General features: G+C 60.1%; 23 protein-coding genes. 15 read left to right on the forward strand and 8 right to left on the reverse strand.

The genetic code is table 11. From position 1 onward, the window contains the following. Window positions 1-105 precede the first annotated feature (105 nt). From AC6I8B_RS09560 to AC6I8B_RS09570, 3 genes are all read left to right on the forward strand, one after another. Complete coding sequence (locus tag AC6I8B_RS09560; RefSeq protein ID WP_009090299.1) at window positions 106-447, forward strand: helix-turn-helix domain-containing protein; 342 nt, start codon at window positions 106-108, stop codon at window positions 445-447. 86 nt (window positions 448-533) lie between these two features. Then, on the forward strand, window positions 534-968 hold the full coding sequence (locus AC6I8B_RS09565) for a ribonuclease domain-containing protein (protein WP_010670098.1): 435 nt from the start codon (window positions 534-536) through the stop codon (window positions 966-968). A 2-nt stretch (window positions 969-970) separates the two neighbouring features. Continuing rightward, complete coding sequence (locus AC6I8B_RS09570; RefSeq protein ID WP_010670099.1) at window positions 971-1234, forward strand: barstar family protein; 264 nt, start codon at window positions 971-973, stop codon at window positions 1232-1234. Here the strand turns inward: AC6I8B_RS09570 and AC6I8B_RS09575 are convergent. From AC6I8B_RS09575 to AC6I8B_RS09590, 4 genes are all read right to left on the reverse strand, one after another. Beyond that, window positions 1231-3597 (reverse strand): virulence factor SrfC family protein, encoded by a 2367-nt coding sequence (locus AC6I8B_RS09575; RefSeq protein ID WP_157352069.1) that lies wholly within the window; start codon window positions 3595-3597, stop codon window positions 1231-1233. The genes AC6I8B_RS09570 and AC6I8B_RS09575 overlap by 4 nt on opposite strands. Further along, window positions 3594-6557, reverse strand: coding sequence for a virulence factor SrfB (locus tag AC6I8B_RS09580; RefSeq protein ID WP_157352073.1), 2964 nt, complete (start codon window positions 6555-6557; stop codon window positions 3594-3596). Before AC6I8B_RS09580 ends, AC6I8B_RS09575 begins: the two co-directional genes overlap by 4 nt. A gap of 2 nt (window positions 6558-6559) precedes the next feature. Next, window positions 6560-7921: an SrfA family protein gene (locus AC6I8B_RS09585; RefSeq protein WP_332837836.1), complete on the reverse strand. Its 1362-nt coding sequence runs from the start codon at window positions 7919-7921 to the stop codon at window positions 6560-6562. 172 nt (window positions 7922-8093) lie between these two features. Next, a complete protein-coding gene (locus tag AC6I8B_RS09590) occupies window positions 8094-9266 on the reverse strand; it encodes a benzoate/H(+) symporter BenE family transporter (protein WP_232526426.1) in 1173 nt (390 codons plus the stop codon). Between the two features lie 123 nt (window positions 9267-9389). Here AC6I8B_RS09590 and AC6I8B_RS09595 point away from each other — a divergent pair, with 123 nt between their 5' ends. The 3 genes from AC6I8B_RS09595 (at window position 9390) to AC6I8B_RS09605 (ending at window position 11015) form a co-directional block, all read left to right on the forward strand. Then, the gene (locus AC6I8B_RS09595; RefSeq protein ID WP_060680161.1) at window positions 9390-9947 is read left to right on the forward strand and encodes a helix-turn-helix domain-containing protein; all 558 of its coding nucleotides are present in this window, start codon (window positions 9390-9392) and stop codon (window positions 9945-9947) included. A gap of 66 nt (window positions 9948-10013) precedes the next feature. Then, window positions 10014-10439, forward strand: a complete 426-nt coding sequence (locus AC6I8B_RS09600) for a MarR family winged helix-turn-helix transcriptional regulator (protein WP_010245273.1) — start codon at window positions 10014-10016, stop codon at window positions 10437-10439. A 15-nt stretch (window positions 10440-10454) separates the two neighbouring features. Further along, complete coding sequence (locus tag AC6I8B_RS09605; protein ID WP_033787919.1) at window positions 10455-11015, forward strand: isochorismatase family protein; 561 nt, start codon at window positions 10455-10457, stop codon at window positions 11013-11015. Window positions 11016-11028: 13 nt separating this feature from the next. Here AC6I8B_RS09605 and AC6I8B_RS09610 read toward each other — a convergent pair whose 3' ends face one another. Beyond that, window positions 11029-11370, reverse strand: a complete 342-nt coding sequence (locus AC6I8B_RS09610; RefSeq protein WP_033779224.1) for a contact-dependent growth inhibition system immunity protein — start codon at window positions 11368-11370, stop codon at window positions 11029-11031. A 21-nt stretch (window positions 11371-11391) separates the two neighbouring features. Then, the gene (gene pqqU, locus AC6I8B_RS09615) at window positions 11392-13512 is read right to left on the reverse strand and encodes a TonB-dependent receptor PqqU (protein ID WP_198346846.1); all 2121 of its coding nucleotides are present in this window, start codon (window positions 13510-13512) and stop codon (window positions 11392-11394) included. A 166-nt stretch (window positions 13513-13678) separates the two neighbouring features. Between pqqU and AC6I8B_RS09620 the strand changes: the two genes are divergently transcribed. Then, on the forward strand, window positions 13679-14569 hold the full coding sequence (locus AC6I8B_RS09620) for an NAD(P)-dependent oxidoreductase (RefSeq protein ID WP_497817728.1): 891 nt from the start codon (window positions 13679-13681) through the stop codon (window positions 14567-14569). After that, window positions 14566-15345: an AraC family transcriptional regulator gene (locus AC6I8B_RS09625; RefSeq protein ID WP_010245094.1), complete on the forward strand. Its 780-nt coding sequence runs from the start codon at window positions 14566-14568 to the stop codon at window positions 15343-15345. Before AC6I8B_RS09620 ends, AC6I8B_RS09625 begins: the two co-directional genes overlap by 4 nt. On the opposite strand, the gene leuA is transcribed toward AC6I8B_RS09625, so the two are convergent. Together leuA and AC6I8B_RS09635 are read right to left on the reverse strand one after the other, a co-directional pair. Beyond that, complete coding sequence (gene leuA, locus AC6I8B_RS09630; protein ID WP_157352082.1) at window positions 15266-16981, reverse strand: 2-isopropylmalate synthase; 1716 nt, start codon at window positions 16979-16981, stop codon at window positions 15266-15268. The two genes, AC6I8B_RS09625 and leuA, sit on opposite strands and share 80 nt — an antisense overlap. After that, window positions 16962-17171, reverse strand: coding sequence for a hypothetical protein (locus AC6I8B_RS09635; protein WP_033779220.1), 210 nt, complete (start codon window positions 17169-17171; stop codon window positions 16962-16964). Before AC6I8B_RS09635 ends, leuA begins: the two co-directional genes overlap by 20 nt. An 86-nt stretch (window positions 17172-17257) precedes the next feature. Here AC6I8B_RS09635 and AC6I8B_RS09640 point away from each other — a divergent pair, with 86 nt between their 5' ends. From AC6I8B_RS09640 to pqqF, 7 genes are all read left to right on the forward strand, one after another. Next, a complete protein-coding gene (locus tag AC6I8B_RS09640; RefSeq protein WP_157352086.1) occupies window positions 17258-18274 on the forward strand; it encodes a dipeptidase in 1017 nt (338 codons plus the stop codon). A gap of 143 nt (window positions 18275-18417) precedes the next feature. After that, the gene (pqqA, locus tag AC6I8B_RS09645; protein ID WP_010245082.1) at window positions 18418-18489 is read left to right on the forward strand and encodes a pyrroloquinoline quinone precursor peptide PqqA; all 72 of its coding nucleotides are present in this window, start codon (window positions 18418-18420) and stop codon (window positions 18487-18489) included. A gap of 54 nt (window positions 18490-18543) precedes the next feature. Beyond that, window positions 18544-19461, forward strand: coding sequence for a pyrroloquinoline quinone biosynthesis protein PqqB (gene pqqB, locus AC6I8B_RS09650; protein WP_010245077.1), 918 nt, complete (start codon window positions 18544-18546; stop codon window positions 19459-19461). Between the two features lie 3 nt (window positions 19462-19464). After that, window positions 19465-20220, forward strand: a complete 756-nt coding sequence (gene pqqC, locus AC6I8B_RS09655) for a pyrroloquinoline-quinone synthase PqqC (protein WP_010245074.1) — start codon at window positions 19465-19467, stop codon at window positions 20218-20220. A 3-nt stretch (window positions 20221-20223) separates the two neighbouring features. Continuing rightward, a complete protein-coding gene (pqqD, locus tag AC6I8B_RS09660) occupies window positions 20224-20502 on the forward strand; it encodes a pyrroloquinoline quinone biosynthesis peptide chaperone PqqD (protein WP_010245072.1) in 279 nt (92 codons plus the stop codon). Then, window positions 20465-21631, forward strand: a complete 1167-nt coding sequence (gene pqqE, locus AC6I8B_RS09665; RefSeq protein ID WP_161950090.1) for a pyrroloquinoline quinone biosynthesis protein PqqE — start codon at window positions 20465-20467, stop codon at window positions 21629-21631. Before pqqD ends, pqqE begins: the two co-directional genes overlap by 38 nt. Then, window positions 21631-23907, forward strand: a complete 2277-nt coding sequence (gene pqqF, locus AC6I8B_RS09670; protein WP_497817729.1) for a pyrroloquinoline quinone biosynthesis protein PqqF — start codon at window positions 21631-21633, stop codon at window positions 23905-23907. The genes pqqE and pqqF overlap by 1 nt, the downstream gene beginning before the upstream one ends. Window positions 23908-23980: the final 73 nt, after the last annotated feature.

Below are 23980 nucleotides of genomic sequence, written 5' to 3' on the forward strand. Positions count from 1 at the left end.
TTTAATGTACTAATAAAACTTGCATTAAATGGCATAGTCAGCCACCCTTAATTGTAACTGCAACTGATACTAATACTTTTCGCCACGGCGACAGGAGAGACTGGAATGATGAGTGATGCTTTTATTCACGATTTAATCGACTGGATTGATAACAACATCGAAGCACGTCTGGATCTGGATACCGTTTCAGAGCGCGCGGGCTACTCCAAATGGCACCTGCAGCGCATGTTTAAAGAGCACACCGGTTATCCACTGGGTGAATACATCCGGGTTAAGAAGCTGAAGAAATCAGCCGACCGCCTGACCAGCACTGATGAACCGATTCTCAATGTGGCGATCTCGTTAGGTTTCGACTCCCAGCAATCCTTTAACCGCAGCTTCAAACGCCAGTATGGCGTCGCGCCGGGTGCATGGCGTCGGCACAGCGGGGATTCGCACGCAGCATAACCTCGCCAGGGCCAGCTTGTCTGGCCCGCGCTTTTCTCTGCGCGCAAAACTGGTATCATCTGCGTCCTGTCGTCACGGATGCCATCATGTCAAAAAAACTCTGGATTGGACTTTTTCTCGTCCTCGCGGCCTGTTTCTACGGCCTTAAACCCTATCTGAATTCCGTTTCAGCCCCTGCCCAGGCGGATATCGCCACCCTGACTGACGCCCATACCGTGGCGCGCTGGGTGCTGCAGCATCAGCAACTGCCGGACTACTACCTCACCAAAAACGACGCGCGCAAGCGTGGCTGGAATCCGGCCAAAGGCAACCTGTGTGACGTGTTGCCAGGCAGAGCCATTGGCGGCGATCGCTTTACGAACCGTGAGAAGCGTCTGCCCGCGCGTGCGGGCCGTCAGTGGTATGAAGCGGATGTGAATTATCGCTGCGGGCATCGCGACGCCGATCGCCTGGTTTACTCCTCTGACGGGCTGGTGTTTCTCTCCACCGATCACTACCGCAGTTTCAGGCAGGTGCCCTGATCATGCTTAATCTGACCTTTGACCTGCGTCAGCTCACCACGCGTGCGGCGTTTTATCAGCAGTTTGCTGAGCAGAGCGGCTGTCCGCAGACCTTCGGACATAATCTGGATGCGTTATGGGACTGGCTGACGGGCGGGATGGCGCTGCCTGCGACAATGTGGTTGCAGCACTATGCCGCGCATCAGGCCGATTTAGCGCCGGTGCTGGCGCTGCTGGAAGAGGCGGCGCAGTCGCTGGAGGGCGAACTGCGCCTGATCATTGATTAAGCGCGTAGCGGCTTGAGCAGCGCAACCAGCGCTTCGCGGGCTGCCAGCGGCAGATCGCCGCCGCCGGTGTAACCATTATTCTCAATGATGACCTGGTTCAGCCCCACCAGCCAGTCGTAGATATAGTAGGCCGTGTGGTTGGCCGGGGCGGCAGAGAGTCTGGTCAGACGCTGGCCGGAACTGAAGCTGACGCTGGGAGCAGGAGGCCGCGAGAAAATCACCTGACCCCGGTTAACGCGGCTGGCAGGGCGTTCATTTTCAGGACGCTGTAAAAAGCCGAGCCAGGCCACAAAATCCCCCAGCACCGTCATCGCCCGCGTCACCTGACGATCCGCGCGTGATTCATGGCTGACGCTCTGCGTATCGGGCTCATGCAGCGCCAGCTGCAGCTTTTGCGCGATATCGGTGCGGAATCCGGCCGTGATCAGCTCCTCAACCAGCCACTCCATCGTTGGCTTATCCACGTTCAGCAACGCCAGCAGGCTGCGGTTTTCCGGCAGCTGACGCAGATGATCCAGCCACAGCAGCAGCACCTGACGCGGATACTGCTGCGCGCTCTGCAGACTCTGACGCGGCTGAACCGGCGCTTCAGCCGGGCTCTCACTGAACAGATCAAATTCAAACCCGATGCCAAACTGATTTTCCGGGGCCTGAATACTGGCCGGTTTGCTGCCTTGCAAGGCCGACTGATTGAGCCACAGCTGACGCAGCGCCTCACGCGGCGGCTGCAGGCGTTCCAGCAGCTCGCCATGCAGGCCGGTCCGATGCTGTAAACACTTCAGTAGCGTATCGGCGATATTCTGTTTGCGTGCCGCCTGTTCCGGGCTGGCACCCGCTTCGGTCCAGGGCAATAAACGCCGCTCCACCACAGTGTGCTGAATCTGCGCCAGCTGAGCCAGCAGCATGTCGCGGCGCGCTTCCGGCTGCATCTCATCCTGCAACCAGCTCGCCATGCGGTCGACGCCCGCGCGATCCAGTGCCAGCATCGATCCCCAGTGCTGACCGGGCTGTCCCATCTGACGCTGCACCGCTTCATCTACATTGACCTGCTGATGGCGGGCATCGAAAGGGGTAATCGCCCAGATCAGACGCGGTTTCTCTGCGGATTCCTGTGCGGGCTGCTGACGCTGCCATTCGCGCAGCGTTTCGCTGGCGAGGTCGGCATCCTGACGCTGGCTGGCTGCGGTACAGACCAGCAGCAGATCAATTGCCTGACGCGCGGCGTAAAAACCGGGCAGCAGGGCACGTTTCTGTTCCAGCAGTTGGGCACGCAGCGGATCCTGCTGCTGCAGGCGCAGACGATCTTCCTGGATTGCCGCGTCACCGGACTGGCCTGGCGCGGGCAGTTCCAGCATATCAGCATCATCATAGAGTGCGGTTCGCGGTGTGGAACTCAGCGGGACCAGCACTTCCAGCGTCAGCAGCGCCAGTAATCCCAGCGGCACGTTCTGCGCCTTACCGATGCGGTTACCATTCAGCGGGCAGACTTCCACCAGCTGCTGTTGATCCTGCTCACTGGCCGGAACAATCAGCTGCTCGGCCGGCAGCAGTGATGTATCGGTCAGCAGGCTCAGCGGGGCGAGCACCCGGCTGCTGTTACGCAGCTGGTGACGCAGATGCAGCAGGGTGCGCAGCATCTCATTCAGTTCAGGCTGACCCGGCCACAGCAGTGAAAAAAGCTGTACCCGGTCGTCAACGCTGAGCCAGGGCGCCAGCTCAACCGCCTGCGGCCAGAAATGACGATCAAGCCGCGCATCGTGGTGCGCACGGCGACGGCACCAGGACCAGAGTGTTACCAGCGCATCGCCTTCCAGACCCGCCAGCGGCGTGGCGAGGCGATGACGCTGCAGGCGCTGCAGTGCGCTGTCGATCTGTGCGGTGTCGGGCGTTGTCGCGCCGGCACAGGCGATCATCAGCCGTACGATCTCCGCTTCACTCAGCAGCGTCAGTTCAACCGGCCACTCGTTTGAGAGCGGCTCGCGCTGATGGCTGAAACGGGTGGCGGTAGCAAAATCGAGGTTGCCGGGATTGATATGCTGAAACCAGTTCAGCAGTTTATCGCCCATGCGGGTCACTAACTGGCCCTGTGCGTCGGCCACCATTTCGTTCAGCAGCCAGGCTTTACCCGCCTGCGACTGGCCAAACAGCGCCAGCGTCACCGGACGCGCCACCTGTTGCGCCAGCGCCTGAGTCTGCACGCGCGCCTGGCGCAGTTGCAGCGTCAGGGTTTCTGCTTCCAGCGCCAGACGCGGCGACTGCTCACGGCTGCTCTCAATCCAGGCCAGACTGTTATTCAGGGCGTCCTGCAACAGGCCAAGACGTTTTGCCAGCGTTTGCGGCTGACGGGGTTTCAGGGCTTTCATCGTTTACACACGCTCCCGCTGTCAATCCAGTATTGCGCATTGGCATTGCCGGTTGCCGACAGGGTATTCAGCTTAAGACTCAACTGCTCCAGCGGCACACGGGTGCCATCATCCAGGCGGGCATCGCTCAGCACCAGACTTTCCGGGCCGGACGCGTCGGGTCCGGCTTTTACCGCCAGCCGGATGCGCAGCACGCTCTCACCGGCCACTTTACGCGCCAGGGTGGCGTCGTTCAGCGTCAGGCTATAGAGCGGCGAGGCGGGCCAGCGATCGTTATCAAGCTGGCGGAAGCCGAGACAGACGTTGCCGCGAATACGGAAACTGCGCTTTTTATCCAGCACATAGCCGGGATCGTCGAGGTCAATTTCGCTGTAGCAGAGGTTCTCGTCCGTCAGCGCCTGGTTTTCGTCGAGCATGCCAAGATAGCGAATCGTCGAGTAGGGTTCAAAATCGCCTGCGCGGAACCAGAAGCTGCTGAGGCGCAGATCCAGCGCCAGCAGGCAGAGCATCGCGCCGACCGCCGCGGTCGATTTCGGGTTGTCGATGCGGCCATGTTTGTTAAACGGATACCAGTCGCTGGTGTGATAGCCTTCCAGCGACAGTATACGGCTGCCCGGCAGCGGTTGCAGATGACGCACCAGCGCCTGAATGCCCGGGAAGCGCGACGGGCGACCGGTCAGCAGCAGCACGTCACACTGATAGAGCGACACCACTTCACACATTGAACGCAGCGCCGGGATAATCGCCATCCGGTGCTGCATAAATTCACCGTGCAGCTGTGACAGGCTCACCACCAGCGGTACCTGCAGCAGGTCAAAGCGGCTGTTACCGCCCAGCTCGCGCTGAATCTCGCCGTTGACGAAGGCCAGTACCGCTTCGCCCGGCGGCTGATCGACCAGCTCGCCAAACAGTGCGTTGATCTCCGCGTGGCTCTCCAGCGGATCCCAGTTTTCGTAGCGTTCCAGTACCGCCTGCGCCAGCGGAATAAACAGTTGTAAGGTGATCTGCTGACGCAGCGTGGCCTGACCGTCCATGCGGCTGTCGTGACCAAACAGCTTGTTCATCAGCGGTTCCGCCAGCGTCAGGCCCGCTTTCTGCAGATGCTGCTGCAGCGCCGGTAAAATCCACAGCTGAATCACATCCAGCAGGATATCGTCGCCCGCGACTTTAAAGCCTTCGCGGAACAGCAGTCGCGGCGTGATTTTGACGTTGTTGCCCTGACCATCATCCAGACGATACTGGGTGATGGCGAGGTCAGTAGTGCCGCCGCCGATATCAATCGAGGCGATGCGCAGGCTCTTGCCTGGCAGTTCGTCAGCATCGCGCGGGCGATCCGGACGGGCCATGCTGCTGAAAAAGTCTTCGGCGCGACCGGCAAAGTTGACCTGGGTTTCATTAAACAGCCAGACCATCTGACCACAGGTCGCTTCATCCCACTCCATCTGCACATCCGGCAGCGGTTTCGGGTTCTGACGTGGCAGTGCTGGTGAAAGGTCATCTTCGTCAGCCAGCCAGCCTTCCGCTTTCCAGACCAGCGCCAGCGCCTCCTGCATCCGGCGGCGGAAAATTTCACGCTCCGGCTTCGGCATCGCTGACGGCAGCGTCAGGATCACATGGCGCAGCTGACGCGGCGCGTGGCTCTGCGGCATCCGCTGACGCTGTGCCGCGCTGTTCATCTGCATCAGCGCCTGAGCCAGCAGCTCACACAGCATAAAGGTCATCAGCGAACTGCGGCTGTAGTGCGGAGAAAAGACCGGCAGACGATCGTCGGGTGCCAGCGTCGAGAGCGGCTGGCCTTCGTCGTTGAGCAGGTTGGTAAAGGGCGCGGCATAGGCCAGCGGTTCAGTCTGTTCGCCGGGCGTGTTAAAACGCCAGCCTGGCTGATAGCGCGCCTCATCCCACAGATAACGACGCGGGCTGGAGAGGCCGGTGCTGCCTTCCAGTCCCACACGCTGCAGGGCCAGGCGGCTCGCTTCACGGCCGACGCGGGTCAGAGAAGGCCACATAAAGGCCTGCTCACGACCGCTCTCCAGCGAGAAGTTCGCTTTGCCAAAACGGGTCTCGGCAAACTCCAGACGGCTATCAAACAGCTCGTTGTAAACCTGATGCGGCTGCGACAGATCGCGCAGCTGCAGCTCATAGGTCTGCTTCAGGCCGTTGCTCTCTTCCGGGTGATCTTCGACCAGAATGCCGCAGGTATGGGAGTTACCGACATCCAGAATGATATCCACATTGACCGCCGGGGTCTGCAGCGTGGCGGCCTGAATATGGATCTCGCTGAGGTCGAGCTGTTCGCCCAGCAGTTCCAGCAGATTGAGGTAGTGCGCCTGATACTCAAACTCGCGCAGCGCCTGATTAATCGCCTGTTCGCGGCGATCGGAGACGCGGTCGGTAAAGGATTCGCGCAGCCAGCCGTCAACCCAGGTCAGGTCAAGAAAATCACCCAGCTCGTAGTTGTGCCAGGCGAGCGCAAAAGTCACACCGTTCTGAGCATCAGCCGGGCTGAGGCCGAGCTGTTCACCGCCATCCTGTTCCGCCACGCAGCGGGTATCAAAGGCCAGGCTGACGCGATGGGTATTGCCCGCTGCATCGGGCGCGGGCAGCGCAACCAGACGCATCCGCGCCCAGTTTTCAGGACCGCCGATAAAACGACGTCCGCTGGCACAGCGCAGCATCGGCAGCGGCAGCCAGCAGGCTGACAGCAGAGAGAGCGAGTCAGCCAGCGCGATATCAGACTCCGGGCGCACCACTTCCGCAGCGCCGCCATCTTCCGGATAGAGCAGGAACTTACCGCTGTTGCCATCGACGTTCAGGCGCAGCAGCGGGCCGTTGGCGGTCTGGCGCACAAACTGGCGGCGCGCCGGGGTATCTGAGAGTTGCAGGCCGAAATCCAGAAACTGCACGCCGCTGTTTTCAATCAGCGAAATTTTTTGTTTGTCATCGATCAGGGGAGCCAGCATCGTTATTTACTCTCACGCTTAATCGTCATCGGGAAGACCCGGTCATCAGCATACTGCGCTTCACACACTGCGGCGCCGATACTCGCATGGCAGACCAGCAGCGGCATACGGTAGCGCGAATTGTTCTGGCACTTCGCCGTGTAGCGGCTCTCAATCACCAGGTTACCGGCGCTGGTCATGGCCGCGCTGACGTCCGCTTTACAGGTAGTATTGCCCTGGGCGATCTGCACGCTGCCTTTGCCATTTTTAAACTGGAAGCGCATTACCGGAGGCTTACCGGTTGGCGTCGGCATCTGGTCGATAGTGACACGCCAGCGGCCATCAATCACCCTTACCTGGCCATCGCGCACCGCATCCGGCGTCACGATCAGGTCATCGGGTTTGGCCGGAACCAGCGCCGTCACCGTTGTGGCAAGGGTAGCAGATGAGGTTGCCGGTGCGGTATCGGTGGTGGTGTTGGCCGGTTTCTGCGGCTGCGATTCGGGGAGTTTTTCCGGTGCTGCCCGCTCTGCAGGTGGTGTGACAGACGGTGTCGCCGCAACCGGTGCCGGAGTCGCAGCCGGGGCCGGAGTGGATACCGTTGCCGGGGCTGACGCTGGCTTAGCAGTGGCAACCGGTGTTTTTACGGGTTCTGAACGATGCAGCAACACGGCCACCGTCACGGCGGCAGCAATCGCCACCGGCGGTAACAGATACCAGACGCGGAAACGGCGGCGAGCCGCTACAGGCGTCGCCGGCTGAGCTTCAACGGGTGCTGCAACCGGCAGCGGTTCAGCCACAGGTTCAGGTTCGGGCTCAGCGATCATCACTGGTTCAGCGATGACCGGCGCGGCAGGCAGCTCAGGCAGCGGTTCAACCAGCGCCACCGGCAGGTTCTCTTCCAGCGTGTCACGCAGGCAGGCCAGCGCGTCATCGCGGCTACGCGCCTGTGCATCGACAAAGCCCCAGAAGGTGATGACCGGTTTGCCATCAACCAGATAGACATACTGCTGGTCGGGGAATTGCAGGGTTTTGCTCAGCAGCGCACCAAACAGCCGCATTGATGGGTTCTCTGCCGCGCGCGCGCGCGTACTGAGATCCTGCATATCCTGCTGACAGGCGGTGAGCTGTTGCAGCGCCGCGCGACGTTCATGATCGCTGGCACCCAGCCAGGATTTGACCCGGCCGCTAAAAGGGGCATACCAGTCGAGGCGATCGCCCCGTTCATTGGCCTGAGGAATGGCCAGGCAATCTGCCAGTGCGCTCTGACGGCGCAGGCGCAGGGTTTCACGAATTTGCAATGCTGAGGCGTAGACCGGCTGGCCATTTTCACCTAACGCCAGAACTGCATCTAAATTACCGCTGCGCAGAAAAGTTTTTGCCACCTGTTGGGCCCTTATCGGTCGTTGTCTGAGGCAGAAAATCGCGTGTTATCGACGATTGGGTTGATTTTACGCGGGGCAATGACAAATCAAACGGCAGAAAAAGGGGGTAAATCCACTGTTTTTTTCACCGGCTGACGGAAAAACCACCGCTATTTCAGAGAGTATGACGCAATCAGCCGGATTTGCGCACCAGCAGCAGGTGGGCGATGACGCCGCCCGCCAGTCCCCAGAAGGCCGGACCAATGCCCAGCAGCGAAACGCCGGATGCGGTGATCAGAAAGGTGATCAGCGCGCTGTCGCGTTCGGCAGGCAGATCCAGTGCGCGTTGGAGGCTGCCACCCAGTGTGGCAAGGAGTGCCAGACCCGCCAGCGCCTCAATCAGCACCGCAGGCAGGGCACTGAACAGCACGGCGATCAGCGCACCGGACGCGCCCGCCAGCAGATAGAAGATCCCCGCCAGCGCCGCCGCGCGCCAGCGTTGCTGAGGATTTGGGTCGACCTCATCGCTCATGCAGATGGCCGCCGTAATCGCCGCCACGCAGACCGAAAAACCCCCTAATGGCGACAGCAGCAGCGCAATTAATCCGGTCCAGCTCATCAGTGAAGAGACGGGCGGACGGTAACCGTGCGCCTGTAGCGTGGCGATGCCGGGGGCGTTCTGAGATGCCATCGTCACCAGGAAATAGGGCACGCCGATCCCCAGTAGCGTGGTGAGCGTAAAGTGCGGCATCACGACTTCCGGCATCGCCAGCCTAACCGGCTGCGGCGGCAAGTGGATGGCGTGCTGTGCCAGCGCGACGGCAACACCCACCAGCAGCGTGACCAGAATTGCATAGCGGGCCAGCCAGCGGCGGGCCAGCAGCCAGGCCAGGCACATGCTGCCGCACAGTACAAAGTTACTTTGCAAATCGGCAAAGGTCTGCAGCCCGAAGCGCAGCAGAATACCTGCCAGCATCGCCGCTGCCAGCGAGGCAGGAATGTAGTTCATCAGCCGGGCAAACAGGCCGGTGACGCCGCACAATACGATCAGCAGGTTGGCGAAAACAAAGACGCCTACCGCCTCATTCAGCGAAATGCCGTGAAAACTGGTCGCCAGCAGCGCAGCGCCGGGCGTTGACCAGGCAGCCAGCACCGGCATGCGGTAGCGCAGTGACAGGCTCAGCGAGGCGATCCCCTGCGCGATGCCCAGAACCGACAGCCAGCCGCCAATCTGCGCGGGCGTGGCGCCCGCCGCCTGAAACATCTGATAGATAATTGCGCCGCTGCTGCTGTATCCCACCAGCACAGCCACGAAGCCGGAGACCAGCATCGGCAGGGTAAAACGGGGAGGTTCCGCTCTCGTCATGGTCAGACTCTTTATGAGGTTGTGCGTTATAGCGCACATGGTCGCATGATGCGCTATAACGCACAAGTGTTACACTATTGCCATAACGTCACTCACCAGGATGACGAGAAAGCAGGAGAAAAAATGGCGGATTTTCAGCAACACCTGAGCAGCGCGCTCAGACAGTTGCGGCAGGCCAATGGCTGGAGCCTGACGCTGACGGCGGAGCGAACCGGCGTCAGTAAAGCGATGCTGGGCCAGATTGAGCGCGGCGAATCGAGTCCCACCGTGGCGACGCTGTGGAAGATTGCCACCGGTTTCAACGTTCCGTTTTCCTTTTTTATCGACGGCAGCGTACTGCCTTCAGGCGCCGCGCCTGGATTCAGTCAGCCCAATGCCGACATGTCGGTACGGTCGCTGCTGCCTTACGATCCGCAACTGCGTTTTGATCTGCTGGCGGTGGAACTGGCAGCGGGCGCGCAGAGTCATTCTTCGCCCCATGAAGCGGGCTGTGTGGAGCAGGTGGTGGTAATCGAGGGCGAACTATTGCTGGGCGTCGGTGACCTCTGGCGACGTCTGCTCGCCGGGGAGGCATTCCAGTTCAGGGCCGACGTGCTGCACAGCTACCGGAACCCGCTCAGCACGCCGCTGCGCTTCCATAGTCTGATCCACTATCTGCAGCGCCCGGACGTTACAAATTGATACCTGAGCAAACTACACAGTTTACCTTCGTATCTTTATACTTTCGCTTATCGATGGAGACGGGTAATGAGCGATCTGACTGAATCCGCTGCAATGCTGCGCATGCTGGTGGGCAAGCTGGGCCGCCGGTTGCGCGAGTCAGCACCGCCTGGTGAATTGACCTGGTCTCAGGTCGCGGTGCTGGGTCATCTGGTTCGCGATGGAGCGATGACGGTGACGCAACTGGCGGCGGCCGAGGGCGTACGCACCCAGTCAATGGGCGCGACCGTCGCCGGGTTACTGGCGGCAGAACTGGTGACGGGCGAGCCGGATCCCCATGATGGCCGTAAAACCCGCTATCTTCCCACGACGTCCAGCCTGGCGGTGATTACGTCGAGTCGCGCGATGCGCGATGACTGGCTGGTCCGGACGCTGGAAGCGCGACTGAGTCCGGCAGAACAGCAGCAACTGACCGACGTTCTCCCTCTGCTGCAACGACTCACTGACTATTAAATCTGAGGATTCAACATGGCTGTAACCACACTTGATGCAAAAACTGCGCTGATTGTTATCGACCTGCAACATGGCATTGTGGCCCTGCCACTGGTTCATGAACCGCAGCCGGTGATCGAACGCTGTGCCGGACTGGCTGAGGCGTTTCGCGCGCACGATCTGCCGGTTGTGCTGGTTAACGTGGCCGGCGGGGCGCCGGGCCGCAATGAGCAGGCACGTCACAGCGGCGAATTGCCCGCCGACTGGGCCACGCTGGTTCCGGCGATGACCCCACAGCAGAATGACCTTACGGTCACCAAGAAAACCTGGGGTGCGTTTCACGCCACGGCGTTGCACGATGAGCTGCAAAAGCGCGGCATTACTCAGGTAGTGATTTGCGGTATCGCGACCAGTATCGGCGTGGAATCCACCGCACGACAGGCGTATGAGCTGGGTTACAACGTCACGCTGGCGACCGATGCGATGACCGATCTCAACCTGGATACGCACAACAATAGCGTGAACCTGATCTTCCCGCGCCTGGGTGAAACCGGCAGCTGTGAGGATATTAAGGCGCAGCTGAATTCGCGCGAATGATTGGCGTGTGACGTTAAGCGTCGGGCCACCGCGACGGTGGCCCGTTGAGGGCAGACATAGCTCTTATCAAAAAACTGCGCCATGTTTCTCCCCAGGGGGCCGGACGAAACTCTTCATCAGCAATCGCTGACATAATGACATTCAAATCGTCATCCTCATTCTGAAGCAGGATGTTTATTTCATTCCGCGCTTCAATAACAGGCATGTCATGATCAATATAGCTCTGGAGCATTTCTTCGAGGGTACTGCCAAAGTCGTCATGGTGGCAGCTTAAAAACACTCTTAACATGCCGGTTAGCGCAGGGTATTGTTTCTCGGGTTTATCACCCCATCCACGGATAAGACGTGAGAACATAATGAGGTTACCCGTTATAATTTATCGGAAGGCGTAACCCAGCGTTAAACCGACGCTGTAATTGCGGCCCGGCGCGGATTCGAAATAGCGACCATTACTCTCATTCACAATCACTGAACCCACATAGTGCCGGTCAAACAGGTTATCGACCCGGCCAAACAGATCCAGCGTCCAGTTCTCAACCAGCCACTTATAGCCACTGTTAACCGCTGCCACGGTGTAGGACGGGGTGTTCACGCTGTTCTGATCTTCAGCGGCGATCTGGCTCAGATAACGTACCTCACTGCCTGCATAAAAGCCCTGTTCCGGCAGATAACCGAGTCCGGCGTAAGCCATGTTACGGGCAATACCAGGAATGCGGTTGCCGTCACAGCTGTCGCTGCCGCAGGCGTTAGTGCGATAGCGCGCATCCAGCAGGGTGTAGGCCATCTTCAGCCGCCAGTCCCAGGCAAACTGCTGATCCAGGCTTAACTCCAGACCGCGACGGCGGGTCTGACCGGCATTTTTATAGGTAGTGCGTCCGCCACTGCTGGCATCCGCCACAATCTCATCCTGGGTATCGGTCTGGAACAGCGCCGCGCTGATCAGGCCATTGCCGATGCGTTTCTTGCTGCCAATCTCCAGCGTATCGCTGGTGGCCGGTTTCAGCCCCAGATTCAGACCGGTCGCGCCGTCTGAACGGTAAGAGAGCTCATTAATGGTCGGGGTTTCAAAGCCGCGACCGGCGGAGATCCACGCGTTCCAGCCTGGGTCAAAGGCATACTTCAGTGCCGCAGCGGGCAGCCATTTGTGATAGCGCGCATCACCGCTGTCGTCGCCGTTACCGGGCTGAATATAGAAGTCATTAGAGTCAAAGTTAACGGTGCTGAACCGCACACCCGCATCCAGCGACAGCTTATCGGTCAGTTGCCAGGCGGTCTGCAGATAGGGATCGAGCGTCCACATCAGGTTGCGCTCGTTGCGGCGCAGATTGCCCTGTTCGCCCAGCTGTGTCACCCCGTTGCTGACCGTGAAGTTTTCATAGCCCTTGCGGCGCTCGGTCATGGTTTCGTAGTCGAGTCCGCCGGTCAGCGCCACCGGAATCGACAGCAGCGTGTCGCGATGGGTCCAGCGGGTATCGACGCCCTGATAGTGGCGGGTCAGGGCGATCACGCCACCGGGATGAGACGGGTTGCGCTGCACGGTTGCGGGGATCGACTGGAACTGGGTAGTTTCGCGCATGCCCGCATAGAGCATCACGCTGAGGTCGTCATTTTCACTCATCTGGCGCTGATAACGCAGGCCGCCCTGAGTCTGATCGACAGTCTTACGGGTGTTATAAAGCGGGACGTTGCTGACCACCTGACGTGGATTCTCACGCCACTGCGCCTCGGTTAAGCCGCCGGGATCCTGCGCGTCAATGTGAACGCTGTTAAACAGCAGCGTCAGGGTGCTGACATCATCAATACGCACGCCCAGTCGGGCGTTGCCAAGGTTCTTCTGCGCAGCGCTGTGATCACGATAGCCGTGAGTGGTGAAGCGTGAGGCGGAGACGGTGTAGTTAACATCCCCGGCATGGCTGCCGTCACCGGTCGCACCGCTGGCTTTCACGCTGTTGCGCCAGCTGCCATAGCTGCCGTACCAGCTGCTGGCTTCAAGCGTGGTCGGCTGCTGACCCTGCTGAGTGGTGACATTGATCACGCCACCCGAAGCGTTGCCATAAAGCGCAGAGAACGGGCCGCGCAGCACCTCAACATGATCAATTGAGCCGATATCGATATTGGAGGTCTGCGCCTGACCATCCGGCATGGTGGCCGGGATGCCGTCCACATAGATGCGCAGCCCGCGTACGCCGTAGGTTGAGCGGGAGCCAAAGCCACGCATCGACAGCTGCAGGTCCTGCGCGTAATTTTGCCTGTTCTGGATCTGCAGACCCGGCACGCTGCTGAGGTTTTCCGACAGGTTAACGCGCGGCGCTGCCTGGCGCATATCGTCACCACTGACCACGCTCAGGGCCGCAGGCGTATCAAGTTCGTTAAGGCCCGTTTCCGGCGGTGCAGCCGTGACGACCAGGGTATTGTCATTATCCGCCGCCAGCAGCGGCAGTGGCAAAATGGCAGGCAACATCAACAGCGTCGCCTGGCGCAGAGAGATTATTTTCATTATATGTGGCCTGAAAAAAAGAGAGGATATGAACCAGGTGGAACAATTTCCGCATATGGTAAGGGTTTGATGCGCAGGGGTACATCGTTTCGGGCTGGATTTTTTCTCTGTTTACCGCCAGGCTGAAATCCATCTTTTGCAGTGATATGGCGTCCGGTTCACCCGGATGCAGACAAAAAAACTCACGGGAGTCAGCATGAAACAACCTGAAGTGGCGGTTCTGGGATTAGGCGCAATGGGGCACGCATTTGCCGCAAACCTGCTGAAAAAAGGCTTTCACGTTCATGGCTGGAACCGCACCCGCGCGCGCGGCGAAGATCTGCTGGATGCGGGTTTGCAGCTGGCTGACTCGCCAGCTGAGGCGGTGCATAAAGCAGATGTCGTGATCGCCATGCTGTCTGATGGCGACACCACTGAGCAGGTGCTGCATCAGGTCCAGGAGGCGTTTAAGCAGGGCGCGACGCTCTGCCAGATGGGCACCATCGGCGTAGAAAAAACCGACGCGCTGATCGCCTTTTTCGCAGAAAAACGCCCCGATTTGTTACTGATCGATGCGCCAGTCTCCGGCACCAAAGCGCCAGCAGAGAATGCGCAGATTCTGGTGCTGGCCAGCGGCGATCAGAGCCGGGCGCAGGCGGCAGAAGCGGTGTTTGCTGCCATCAGTAAAGGCACCCAGTGGCTGGGCGAGGCGGGAAAAAGCACCCGGATGAAGCTGGTCATCAACAGCTGGCTGATTGGCATGATGCAAAGCCTGGCGGAGAGTACCCGGCTGGCAGAGCAGTTCGGCTTTTCCACCGACGATCTCTGGCAGGTGCTGGAGGGCGGTCCGCTGGCCGCACCGTATGCGAAAATGAAGCTCGGGATGATCGCCAGCGACGACTTCACGCCGCAGATGCATCTGGTCTGGGCGCTGAAAGATGCCCGCCTGGCGCTGGATGCCGCAGAGACGCCGCTGCCGGCGCTGGAGAATATCGCCCAGCTCTGGCAGCAGGCGGTGGAGGCCGGACACGGTGAAGAGGATCTGGCGGTGATCTACCGCTATCTGAAAGCGCAATGAGTCAGCAGCATTTTGACTTCAGCACGCGTCCGCTGGTGCCGCTGGCGCACGATTACCTGCACGGTGCCAGCGAACCCTGGCACCAGCACGCCTGTGCCCAGCTGATCCACACCCTGAGCGGCGTGGTACGGGTAGAGACGGAGTATGGCAGCTGGATTGTGCCGCCGAGTCGTGGCGTCTGGCTGCCCGCATTTACCCGTCATGCGTTGCAGATTACCGGCAGTGTGGCGGCGCGCACGCTGTTTATCGATCCGCTGGCGCGCGCCGATCTGCCCGCCAGTTGTCAGGTGGTGCAAATCTCACCGCTGCTGCGCGAGCTGATTGTCACGGCGCTGAGCCTGCCAGAGCGTTACGCCGCAGGCAGTCGGGCCGAGCGGGTGATGGAGTTGATTCTGGATGAAATCCGCGGCATGGACGTGCTGCCCTTTGCGCTGCCGACGCCCGACAGCCCCCGTTTACAGGCGCTGTGCGAGCTTATTCAGCAGACGCCCGGTGAGAGCTGGACGCTGCTGCGCGCCAGCGCCCACCTGAATGTCTCGGGCCGCACTCTGGCCCGCCATTTTATGCGCGAAACCGGCCTGCAGTTCAGCGACTGGGTGCGGCGTGCCCGACTGGCTATCGCCCTGACGCGACTGGCTCAGGGCGACTCCGTGCTGCGTGTGGCGCTGGAACTGGGCTATGAAAGCCCCAGCGCGTTTAGTGCGATGTTTCGTCGTCTGCTGGGCGTCTCTCCGACTGACTATTTTCCGCCTGCAGAAACTGGCCTGCCGCGCTGAGCAGCGCCTGCAGGGCGGCGCGGGCGGTGTCATTGTCGATACTCACTCCCCAGGCTCGCGCGCCACGGGCATCCACGCAGCTGATATAGGCCACCGAGCGGCTGTCACTGCGTCGTCCCAGCGTATGCTCGTGATAGTCCTCAATGGTCAGATGCAGATCAAACGCGCTGCGCAGGGCATTGACCGCCGCCGACAGCCAGCCGTTGCCGCTGCCGGTCAGCATCAGCGATTGCGTCTGATACACCACGCTGGCGCTAATCTGCGTCTGCCCGCCGCTGTCACTCTGGCTGTCAGCCCGCTGTAATGCCACCGCGGGCTGCGTGACGCCATACTGGCGGCAGAAGAGCTGCCACAGCGCGTAGTGCGTCATCTCTCCGCCGTGCCGGTCAGTCTCCTGCTGAACACAGCGGCTGAAATCCTGCTGCAGCGCTCGCGGCATTTGTAACCCGTGATTCTGCTCCAGCAGCCAGGCGGCCCCGCTTTTTCCCGACTGGCTGTTAACGCGGATCACCGCCTCATAGCTGCAGCCAATGTCGGCCGGGTCCAATGGCAGGTAGGGCATCTGCCACTCTGTTTCCTGCTGTTCGGCGCGGATGGCGAACCCTTTTTTAATCGCATCCTGATGAGAACCAGAGAAGGCGGTGAAGACCAGCTCGCCCGCATAGGGATGGCGCGGATGAACCGGCAGCTGGTTGCAGCGGGTTACCACTTCAATCACCTCATGCATCTGGCTGAAATCGAGCTGGGGCGAAACGCCCTGGGTATAGAGATTCAGCGCCAGCGTCACCAGATCCACATTGCCGGTGCGTTCACCGTTACCAAACAGACAGCCCTCGACCCGGTCAGCGCCCGCCAGCAGCGCCAGTTCTGCGCAGGCAACGCCGGTGCCGCGATCGTTGTGCGGATGCACGCTGATGCAGACGGCATCACGGCGGCTGAAGTGACGGCAGAAATACTCAATCTGATCGGCATAAACGTTGGGGGTATTCACCTCTACCGTGGCAGGAAGGTTAATGATCATCGGGCGCTGGGCGTCCGGTTGCCAGACATCGGCTACCGCCTCGCAGATCTCCAGCACAAACTCCGGCTCGGTAAAGCAGAAGGTCTCTGGTGAATATTCAAAGGTCCAGTAGGTTTCCGGCTGCGCCTCGCATTCGGCGCGGATCTGCCGTGCACCAGCTGTGGCCAGCGCCACGATTTCCGCTTTGCTCTGTTTAAATACCCGCTCGCGAAACAGCGGCGCGGTGGCGTTATAGAGATGTACGATGGCGCGCGGCACACCCTGCAGCGCCACAAACGTGCGGGCAATCAGGTCCTCACGCGCCTGAGTCAGCACCTGTAACGTCACATCCTCCGGGATACGCTGCTGCTCAATCAGGTCGCGGACGAAATCGAAATCCGTCTGCGACGCAGAGGGAAAGGCGACCTCGATCTCCCGAAACCCGCAGCGCAGCAGCAGATCCCAGAAGGCCATTTTGCGTTCCCGATCCATCGGTTCTGCCAGCGCCTGATTGCCGTCACGCAAATCGGTGGAGAGCCAGCGCGGCGCCTGGGTCAGCTGGCGTGAGGGCCACTGGCGATCGGGCAGGGTGATCAGCGGGGAGGGACGATATTTATCAGCGGGTCGGGTCAGCATAGGAGTCTCCTGTGGTTTTTTTACCAGTCTGCCGACACGCCTCCGGGTCCGCGCGCGCAGGGCTGACAACCTGACGCGCAAAAGTGACAATACCCTGCATGACCTGCATGACCTGCATGACCTGCATGACCTGCATGACCTGCATGACCTGCATGACCTGCATGACCTGCATGACCTGCATGACCTGCATGACCTGCGTGGCCCTGCGTGCGCTCTGGTTTGGTGAATCCGCCGGGCAGGGTTAGCATGGTCGCCTGTTTATTTGGGTGGACTCATATGCTGATTTTTGACGGTCACAACGATCTGTTGCTTAACCTCTGGCTGCATCATCGTGATGCGCCTGCGCAGGCGTTTTATCAGGGGATTGAACGGGGCCACCTCGATTTTCCGCGCATTCAGCAGGGCGGGCTCGGCGGCGGGCTGTTTGCAATCTTTGTGCCTCCGCAGGAGTACATTGCCCGCACCGTTCCGGCACGTGCCGACGAGCCGTTTCAACCGCTTCAGATCATGTGGCAACAGGTTGAGATCCTGCAGCAGCTGACTGATGCGTCAGGCGGGCGGGCGCGACTCTGCCGCAGCCATGACGAGATCGTCGCCTGCCGCGCCGCAGGCGTACTGGCGATGGTGGCACACATCGAAGGTGCTGATGCGCTGGATGAGGAGGGCGAGCAGCTGCACGCCTTCTGGCAGGCGGGAGTGCGCAGCATCGGGCCATTCTGGAATCTGGCCAGCCGCTTTGGTGAAGGCGTCAGCGGCACCTTTCCTGGCTCGCCCGACACCGGGCCAGGCCTGACCCGCGCCGGAGAGAGGCTGATTCAGCAGGCGAGTGACCTGAAGATGATGATTGACGTGTCGCATATGAATGCAAAAGCCTTTTGGGACACCGCCCGGCTCTCCAGCGCGCCGCTGGTCGCCAGCCACTCCAACGCGCATGCTCTTTGCCCGCAGCCGCGTAATCTGACGGATGACCAGCTGGTGGCAATCCGCGACAGCGGCGGTCTGGTCGGCATTAATTTCGGCAATGCTTTTCTGCGCGCCGACGGTAAACGCGATGCTGACACGCCATTAACAGAAATTGTTAAGCATTGTGATCACTTGTTGAAGATAATGGGCAGCGACCATGTAGCCTTTGGCTCTGATTTCGACGGAATTACCCCACCGGCTGCGCTGGGCGATGTCAGCGGATTGCCGCGATTGCTCGCCGCTTTTCAGGAAGCGGGCTATGATCAGACACTGACAGAGAAACTGGCATGGGGAAACTGGCAGCGCGTTTTGCATCTGACCGGGCTGTGATAACAATTTCCTGATGTTCCGGGCTTGATCCCGACGCGCCATTGGCGCAACATCTGCCTGGAAATTGTGACGGCGGTCTCATTCAATGCCGGTCACACTGATTTCAGGCAGCTCATTTACTGTTAACCAAGAGGAAGTAACTCATGTGGAAAAAACCAACTTTCGTTGATATGCGTCTCGGTCTGGAAGTGACTCTCTACATCTCCAACCGTTAATCGTTCTGCCCGCCCTCTGAGCGGGCATTTTTTTTCAACTTCTGGTTTTCCTCTATGTTTATCAAAATCCTCGGTTCAGCCGCGGGCGGCGGGTTTCCGCAGTGGAACTGTAACTGCGCCAACTGCCACGGCGTGCGTAACGGCACGATCCAGGCCCAGGCACGCACGCAATCGTCGATTATCCTCAGCGATAACGGCGAAGATTGGGTGTTATGCAACGCTTCACCCGACATCAGCCAGCAGATCCTGCATACGCCAGAACTGACCCGCAAAGGGGTGTTACGCGGCACGGCGATCGGCGCAATTATCCTTACCGACAGCCAGATCGATCACACCACCGGGCTGCTGAGCCTGCGTGAGGGCTGTCCGCATCAGGTGTGGTGCACGCCGGAAGTGCATGGTGACCTCAGCACCGGCTTCCCGATCTTTCCTATGCTCACCCACTGGAATGGAGGCTTACAGCACCGTCCCATTGCGCCACTGACGCCGTTCAGCGTCGATGTCTGTGGTGATCTTCAGTTCACCGCAATTCCGATTATCAGTAATGCACCGCCTTACTCGCCGTATCGCGACCGGCCGCTGCCGGGCCATAACGTGGCGCTGTTTATTGAAAACCGTGCGAATGGCCAGACGCTGCTCTACGCGCCAGGCCTGGGCGAGCCGGATGCGGTGATCCTGCCGTGGCTGCAAAAAGCGGATTGCCTGCTGATTGATGGTACCGTCTGGCAGGATGATGAGCTGCTGACTACTGGCGTGGGTCATAACACCGGCAAGGCGATGGGCCATCTGGCGCTGGCGGAAGAGCAGGGGCTGATGGCACTGCTGGCGTCGCTGCCGGCAAAACGCAAAATTCTGATCCACATTAACAACACCAATCCGATCCTTAACGAGCAGTCACCGCAGCGTCAGTTTCTGACGGAGCAGGGAATAGAGGTGAGCTGGGACGGAATGGCGATCCACCTTCAGGGCTAAAACATGCAGATCACTGACACGCTGTCGCCGCAGGCTTTTGAACAGGCCCTGCGCGACAAAGGCGCTTATTACCATATCCATCACCCGTATCACATCGCGATGCATAACGGTCAGGCCACGCGCGAGCAGATTCAGGGCTGGGTGGCGAATCGCTTCTATTACCAGACCACCATTCCGCTGAAAGATGCGGCGATCATGGCCAACTGCCCCGATCCGGCTACCCGCCGTAAATGGGTGCAGCGCATCCTCGACCACGACGGCAGCAACGGCGAAGAGGGCGGCATTGAGGCCTGGCTGCGGCTGGGCGAGGCGGTCGGGCTGACGCGCGAAGAACTACTTTCAGAGCAGCATGTGCTACCAGGCGTGCGGTTTGCGGTGGATGCGTATATTAACTTTGCCCGCCGCGCCAACTGGCAGGAGGCAGCCTGCAGCTCACTCACCGAGCTGTTCGCCCCGCAGATCCACCAGTCACGGCTCGACAGCTGGCCGCAGCACTATCCGTGGATCAAAGAAGAGGGCTATTTCTACTTCCGCAGTCGTCTGGGTCAGGCGAACCGCGATGTGGAACATGGCCTGGCGCTGGCGCTGGAATATTTCACCACCGCTGAGACGCAAAACCGCATGCTGGAAATTTTGCAGTTTAAGCTCGATATTTTATGGAGCATGCTGGACGCCATGACCATGGCATACGAGCTGAAACGTCCGCCTTATCACACCGTAACTGATAAAGCGGCGTGGCACACCACCCGACTGGTATAACAGATGAATGAAAACTCGATTGCCGCGTTTCGTCGCGGCTACCGCATGCAGTGGGAAGCCGCTCAGGATACCCATGTGGTGCTCTATCCCGAAGGCATGGCGAAGCTGAACGAAACCGCCGCCGCCATCCTTGAGCTGGTGGATGGCAAGCAGGATATCGCCGCGATTATCGCAACGCTGGATAGCCGTTTTCCGGAGGCGGGCGGCGTGGGTGCAGATGTTTTAGAGTTCCTGCAATCAGCCTATGAACAGAAGTGGATACAGTTCCGTGACCCCGCATAAACCTGACGTGAATCCGCCGCTCTGGCTGCTGGCCGAGCTGACCTATCGCTGTCCGCTGCAGTGTCCCTACTGCTCCAACCCGCTGGATTTCGCCCAGCAGGAGAAGGAGCTGACCACCGAACAGTGGATTGAGGTGTTTCGTCAGGCGCGGGCGATGGGCAGCGTGCAGCTCGGATTCTCGGGCGGCGAGCCGCTGGTTCGTAAAGATCTGCCGGAGCTGATCAAAGCGGCGCGCGATCTCGGCTTCTACACCAACCTGATCACCTCTGGCATCGGCCTGACGGAGAAGAAGCTGGATGCGTTCAGCGAGGCGGGGCTGGATCATATCCAGATCAGCTTCCAGGCGAGTGACGAAACCCTGAATGCGGCGCTGGCCGGTTCGAAAAAAGCGTTTCAGCAGAAGCTGGAGATGGCGAAAGCGGTGAAAGCCCACGGCTATCCGATGGTGCTGAACTTTGTTCTGCATCGTCATAACATCGACCAGATCGACAGGATTATCGACCTCTGCATTGAGCTGGACGCGGATGACGTAGAACTGGCGACCTGTCAGTTCTACGGCTGGGCGCAGCTTAACCGTGAAGGCCTGCTGCCCACCCGCGAGCAGATCGCCCGCGCAGAGGCGGTGGTGAAAACCTACCGCGAGCGGATGAGCACCACCGGCAATCTGACCAACCTGCTGTTTGTGACGCCAGACTACTACGAAGAGCGCCCTAAGCCCTGCATGGGTGGCTGGGGCGCCATCTTCCTCAGCGTTACGCCAGAGGGCACCGCGCTGCCGTGCCACAGTGCGCGTCAGCTCCCGATAGAATTTCCCTCAGTGCTGACGCAAAGTCTGGACGATATCTGGTATAACTCATTCGGCTTCAACCGTTATCGCGGTTTTGACTGGATGCCAGAGCCATGCCGCTCCTGTGATGAGAAAGAGAAAGATTTTGGCGGCTGTCGCTGTCAGGCTTACATGCTGACCGGCAATGCCGACAACACCGATCCGGTCTGCAGTAAATCACCGCATCACGGCAAAATCCTTGACGCCCGGCGTGAGGCGGATTGCAGCGACATTAAAATTGGTCAGCTGCAGTTCCGTAACCGCAGCAACTCACAACTGATCTATAAAACACGGAACCTCTGATGAAAACGCGTTGCCTGGAGATAAACGGTCTGACGGTTGAACTGGTGCATCAGCCCGATGCCAGCCAGGCCGCCGCCCTGATTCAGGTGGGCGCGGGGAGTCACGACGAACCCGATCGCTGGCCCGGACTTGCGCATCTGCTGGAACATCTGCTGTTCACCGGCAGCACCGGCTGGCCTGATGAGGGCCGGTTGATGAGCTGGATTCAGACGCAGGGTGGCAGGGTTAACGCCACCACGCTGGCCCGGCGCAGCGCGTTCTTTTTTGAGGTTACGCCGTCGCTGCTGGCTGACGGGCTGGCGCGGCTGCAGGATATGGTCTGCCATCCGCTGCTTGATAATCAGGCAATCGGTCAGGAAGTGGCGGTGATTGATGCGGAATATCAGCTATTGCAGCGTCATCAGCCGTCACGCATTGAAGCGGCACTGCTGCACGCCGCCGCGTCACCTGCGGAATTCCACCGGTTCCATATTGGCAGCCGGGCGAGTTTTGGCGATGAGCTCTCTGCACTACAGCGGGCCCTGCGCCAGTTCCACCAGCGCTACTACTTCGCCAGCAATATGCGGCTCTGGCTGCAGGGGCCGCACTCACTGGATGAGCTGGAACAGCTGGCGCGTAACGTTGCTGCCGCGCTGCCCTCCGGTCAGTGGCGACAGGATCTGCCACCGCCGCAGCTGACCAGCGATACCTTCTGGCAGCTGGCAGAGACCGCACCTGGGGCGCTATGGCGCAGCTGGATACTGGATAACAGTGACGGTGTCACGTTATGGCGTGAATTTCTGCTGGATGAAGCACCCGGATCGCTGCTGGCTACCCTTCGTGAGCAGGGGCTGGCGGAGTCGCTGGAGCTGAAGTGGATCTATCAGGCGGGAGGCGCGCTCTGGCTGGCGCTGGGCGTTGAAACGCATCAACCCGAAACCGTTAATGTCTTGATCGACCGTTATCTGGATGCACTGCGCCAGACGAATGCGCCACAACATCAACACTATCACCAGCTGGCGCAGCAGCGATTTGTGACACTGTCACCGATGGAGCAGTTACGCCAGCGCGCAATCGGCTTTGCGCCAGATGAAGCCGTGCCTGCGTTACAGCCGCTGCTGGCGCGTCTCACCGACGCGCCGGGCACGTTGCTGTTCTGCACGTCGCACCCGGCTGAGGAAACCCTTCAGACGCAGGGATTCAGCCTTGCGCTGACCGCCTGGCAACCAGCCCCGTCTGAGGCGCTACCTCCGGCGAATTTCACATTCTATCCGTTCGAGACCGCCTTGACGTCTGAGCCGCTGCCCGCACAGGCGGTGGCATTGCCGCATCATCAGCCTGACGACCTGCAGGCGACGCTGATCCTGCGACCAGAGTTCTGGTCAACGTTCACCGAAGCGACAGGCGAAGCGCTGGGGCGGCGGTTACGTCCGCTGTTTGCCGCGTTGCGTCATCAGGGCGGCAACGGCAGCTTGCAGGAAGTGGAGGGCGTGTGGCAACTGACGCTACAACTGACGCCGGATGAGGCAGTGGCTGACCGGGCGCTGAGCCAGATCGTCGCCGCACTGACGCTGCCGGTTGAGGCGGCGCAGCCTTCTTCGGGAGAAAGCATCGCGATTCGTGCACTGCTGCGGCAGTTGCCCTGGCAGCTGGCCGCCACCATTACGCCACATTGCTGGCGGGCGGCGCTGAAAGGCGGCAACGCGGCACTGCATTCACTGATTGCCCGGCGGCTGAGCGCACTGTCGCTGCCGGTTAACCCTGACACGCCGCCAAAGCGCATGACGACGCAAACCGGTATGACGCGCCTGCCACACGGCAGCGCGGACAATGCTCTGCTGCTGTTTATCCCGCTGCATCGTCCTGAACAGCTGGCGGCGCTTCGCGCGCTGGCGCTGATCTACGAGCCGCGCTTTTTCCAGCGCTATCGCGTTGAGCAGCCTATCGGTTATGTGGTCAGCAGCCGCTATATGCGCTGTGCCGATGAAGATGGGGTACTGTTTGCGCTGCAATCGCCCGATTACAGCGCGCTGTCACTGCTGCGCTACTGCCGCAACTTCCTGCGGTCACTGAACGAGACGCTGGCGGGTTACGATCTGGCGGCACTGAAAGCGCGTCTTCTGAGCCGGGAAGTGGATCAGCCACTGGCGTGCTTACGCGCAGACAATGGCCTGGCAGAACCGGATGCGGCGCAGATTGAGGCGCTGACACTTGCGGATCTGCAACAGCTTCACCGCACGCTGATTCAGGATCGCCGCCGCTGGCGGGTGCTGTTTACCGGCGGCGAGAATGTGTAGCGCCCGGTATAAAGTTGCTGAATTTATTTGAAAATTACCGACAAATCTCTTCACTGTCTATTCCGGGCGAACT

This window comes from Pantoea sp. X-Soil-ISGK-285 (assembly GCF_059730815.1).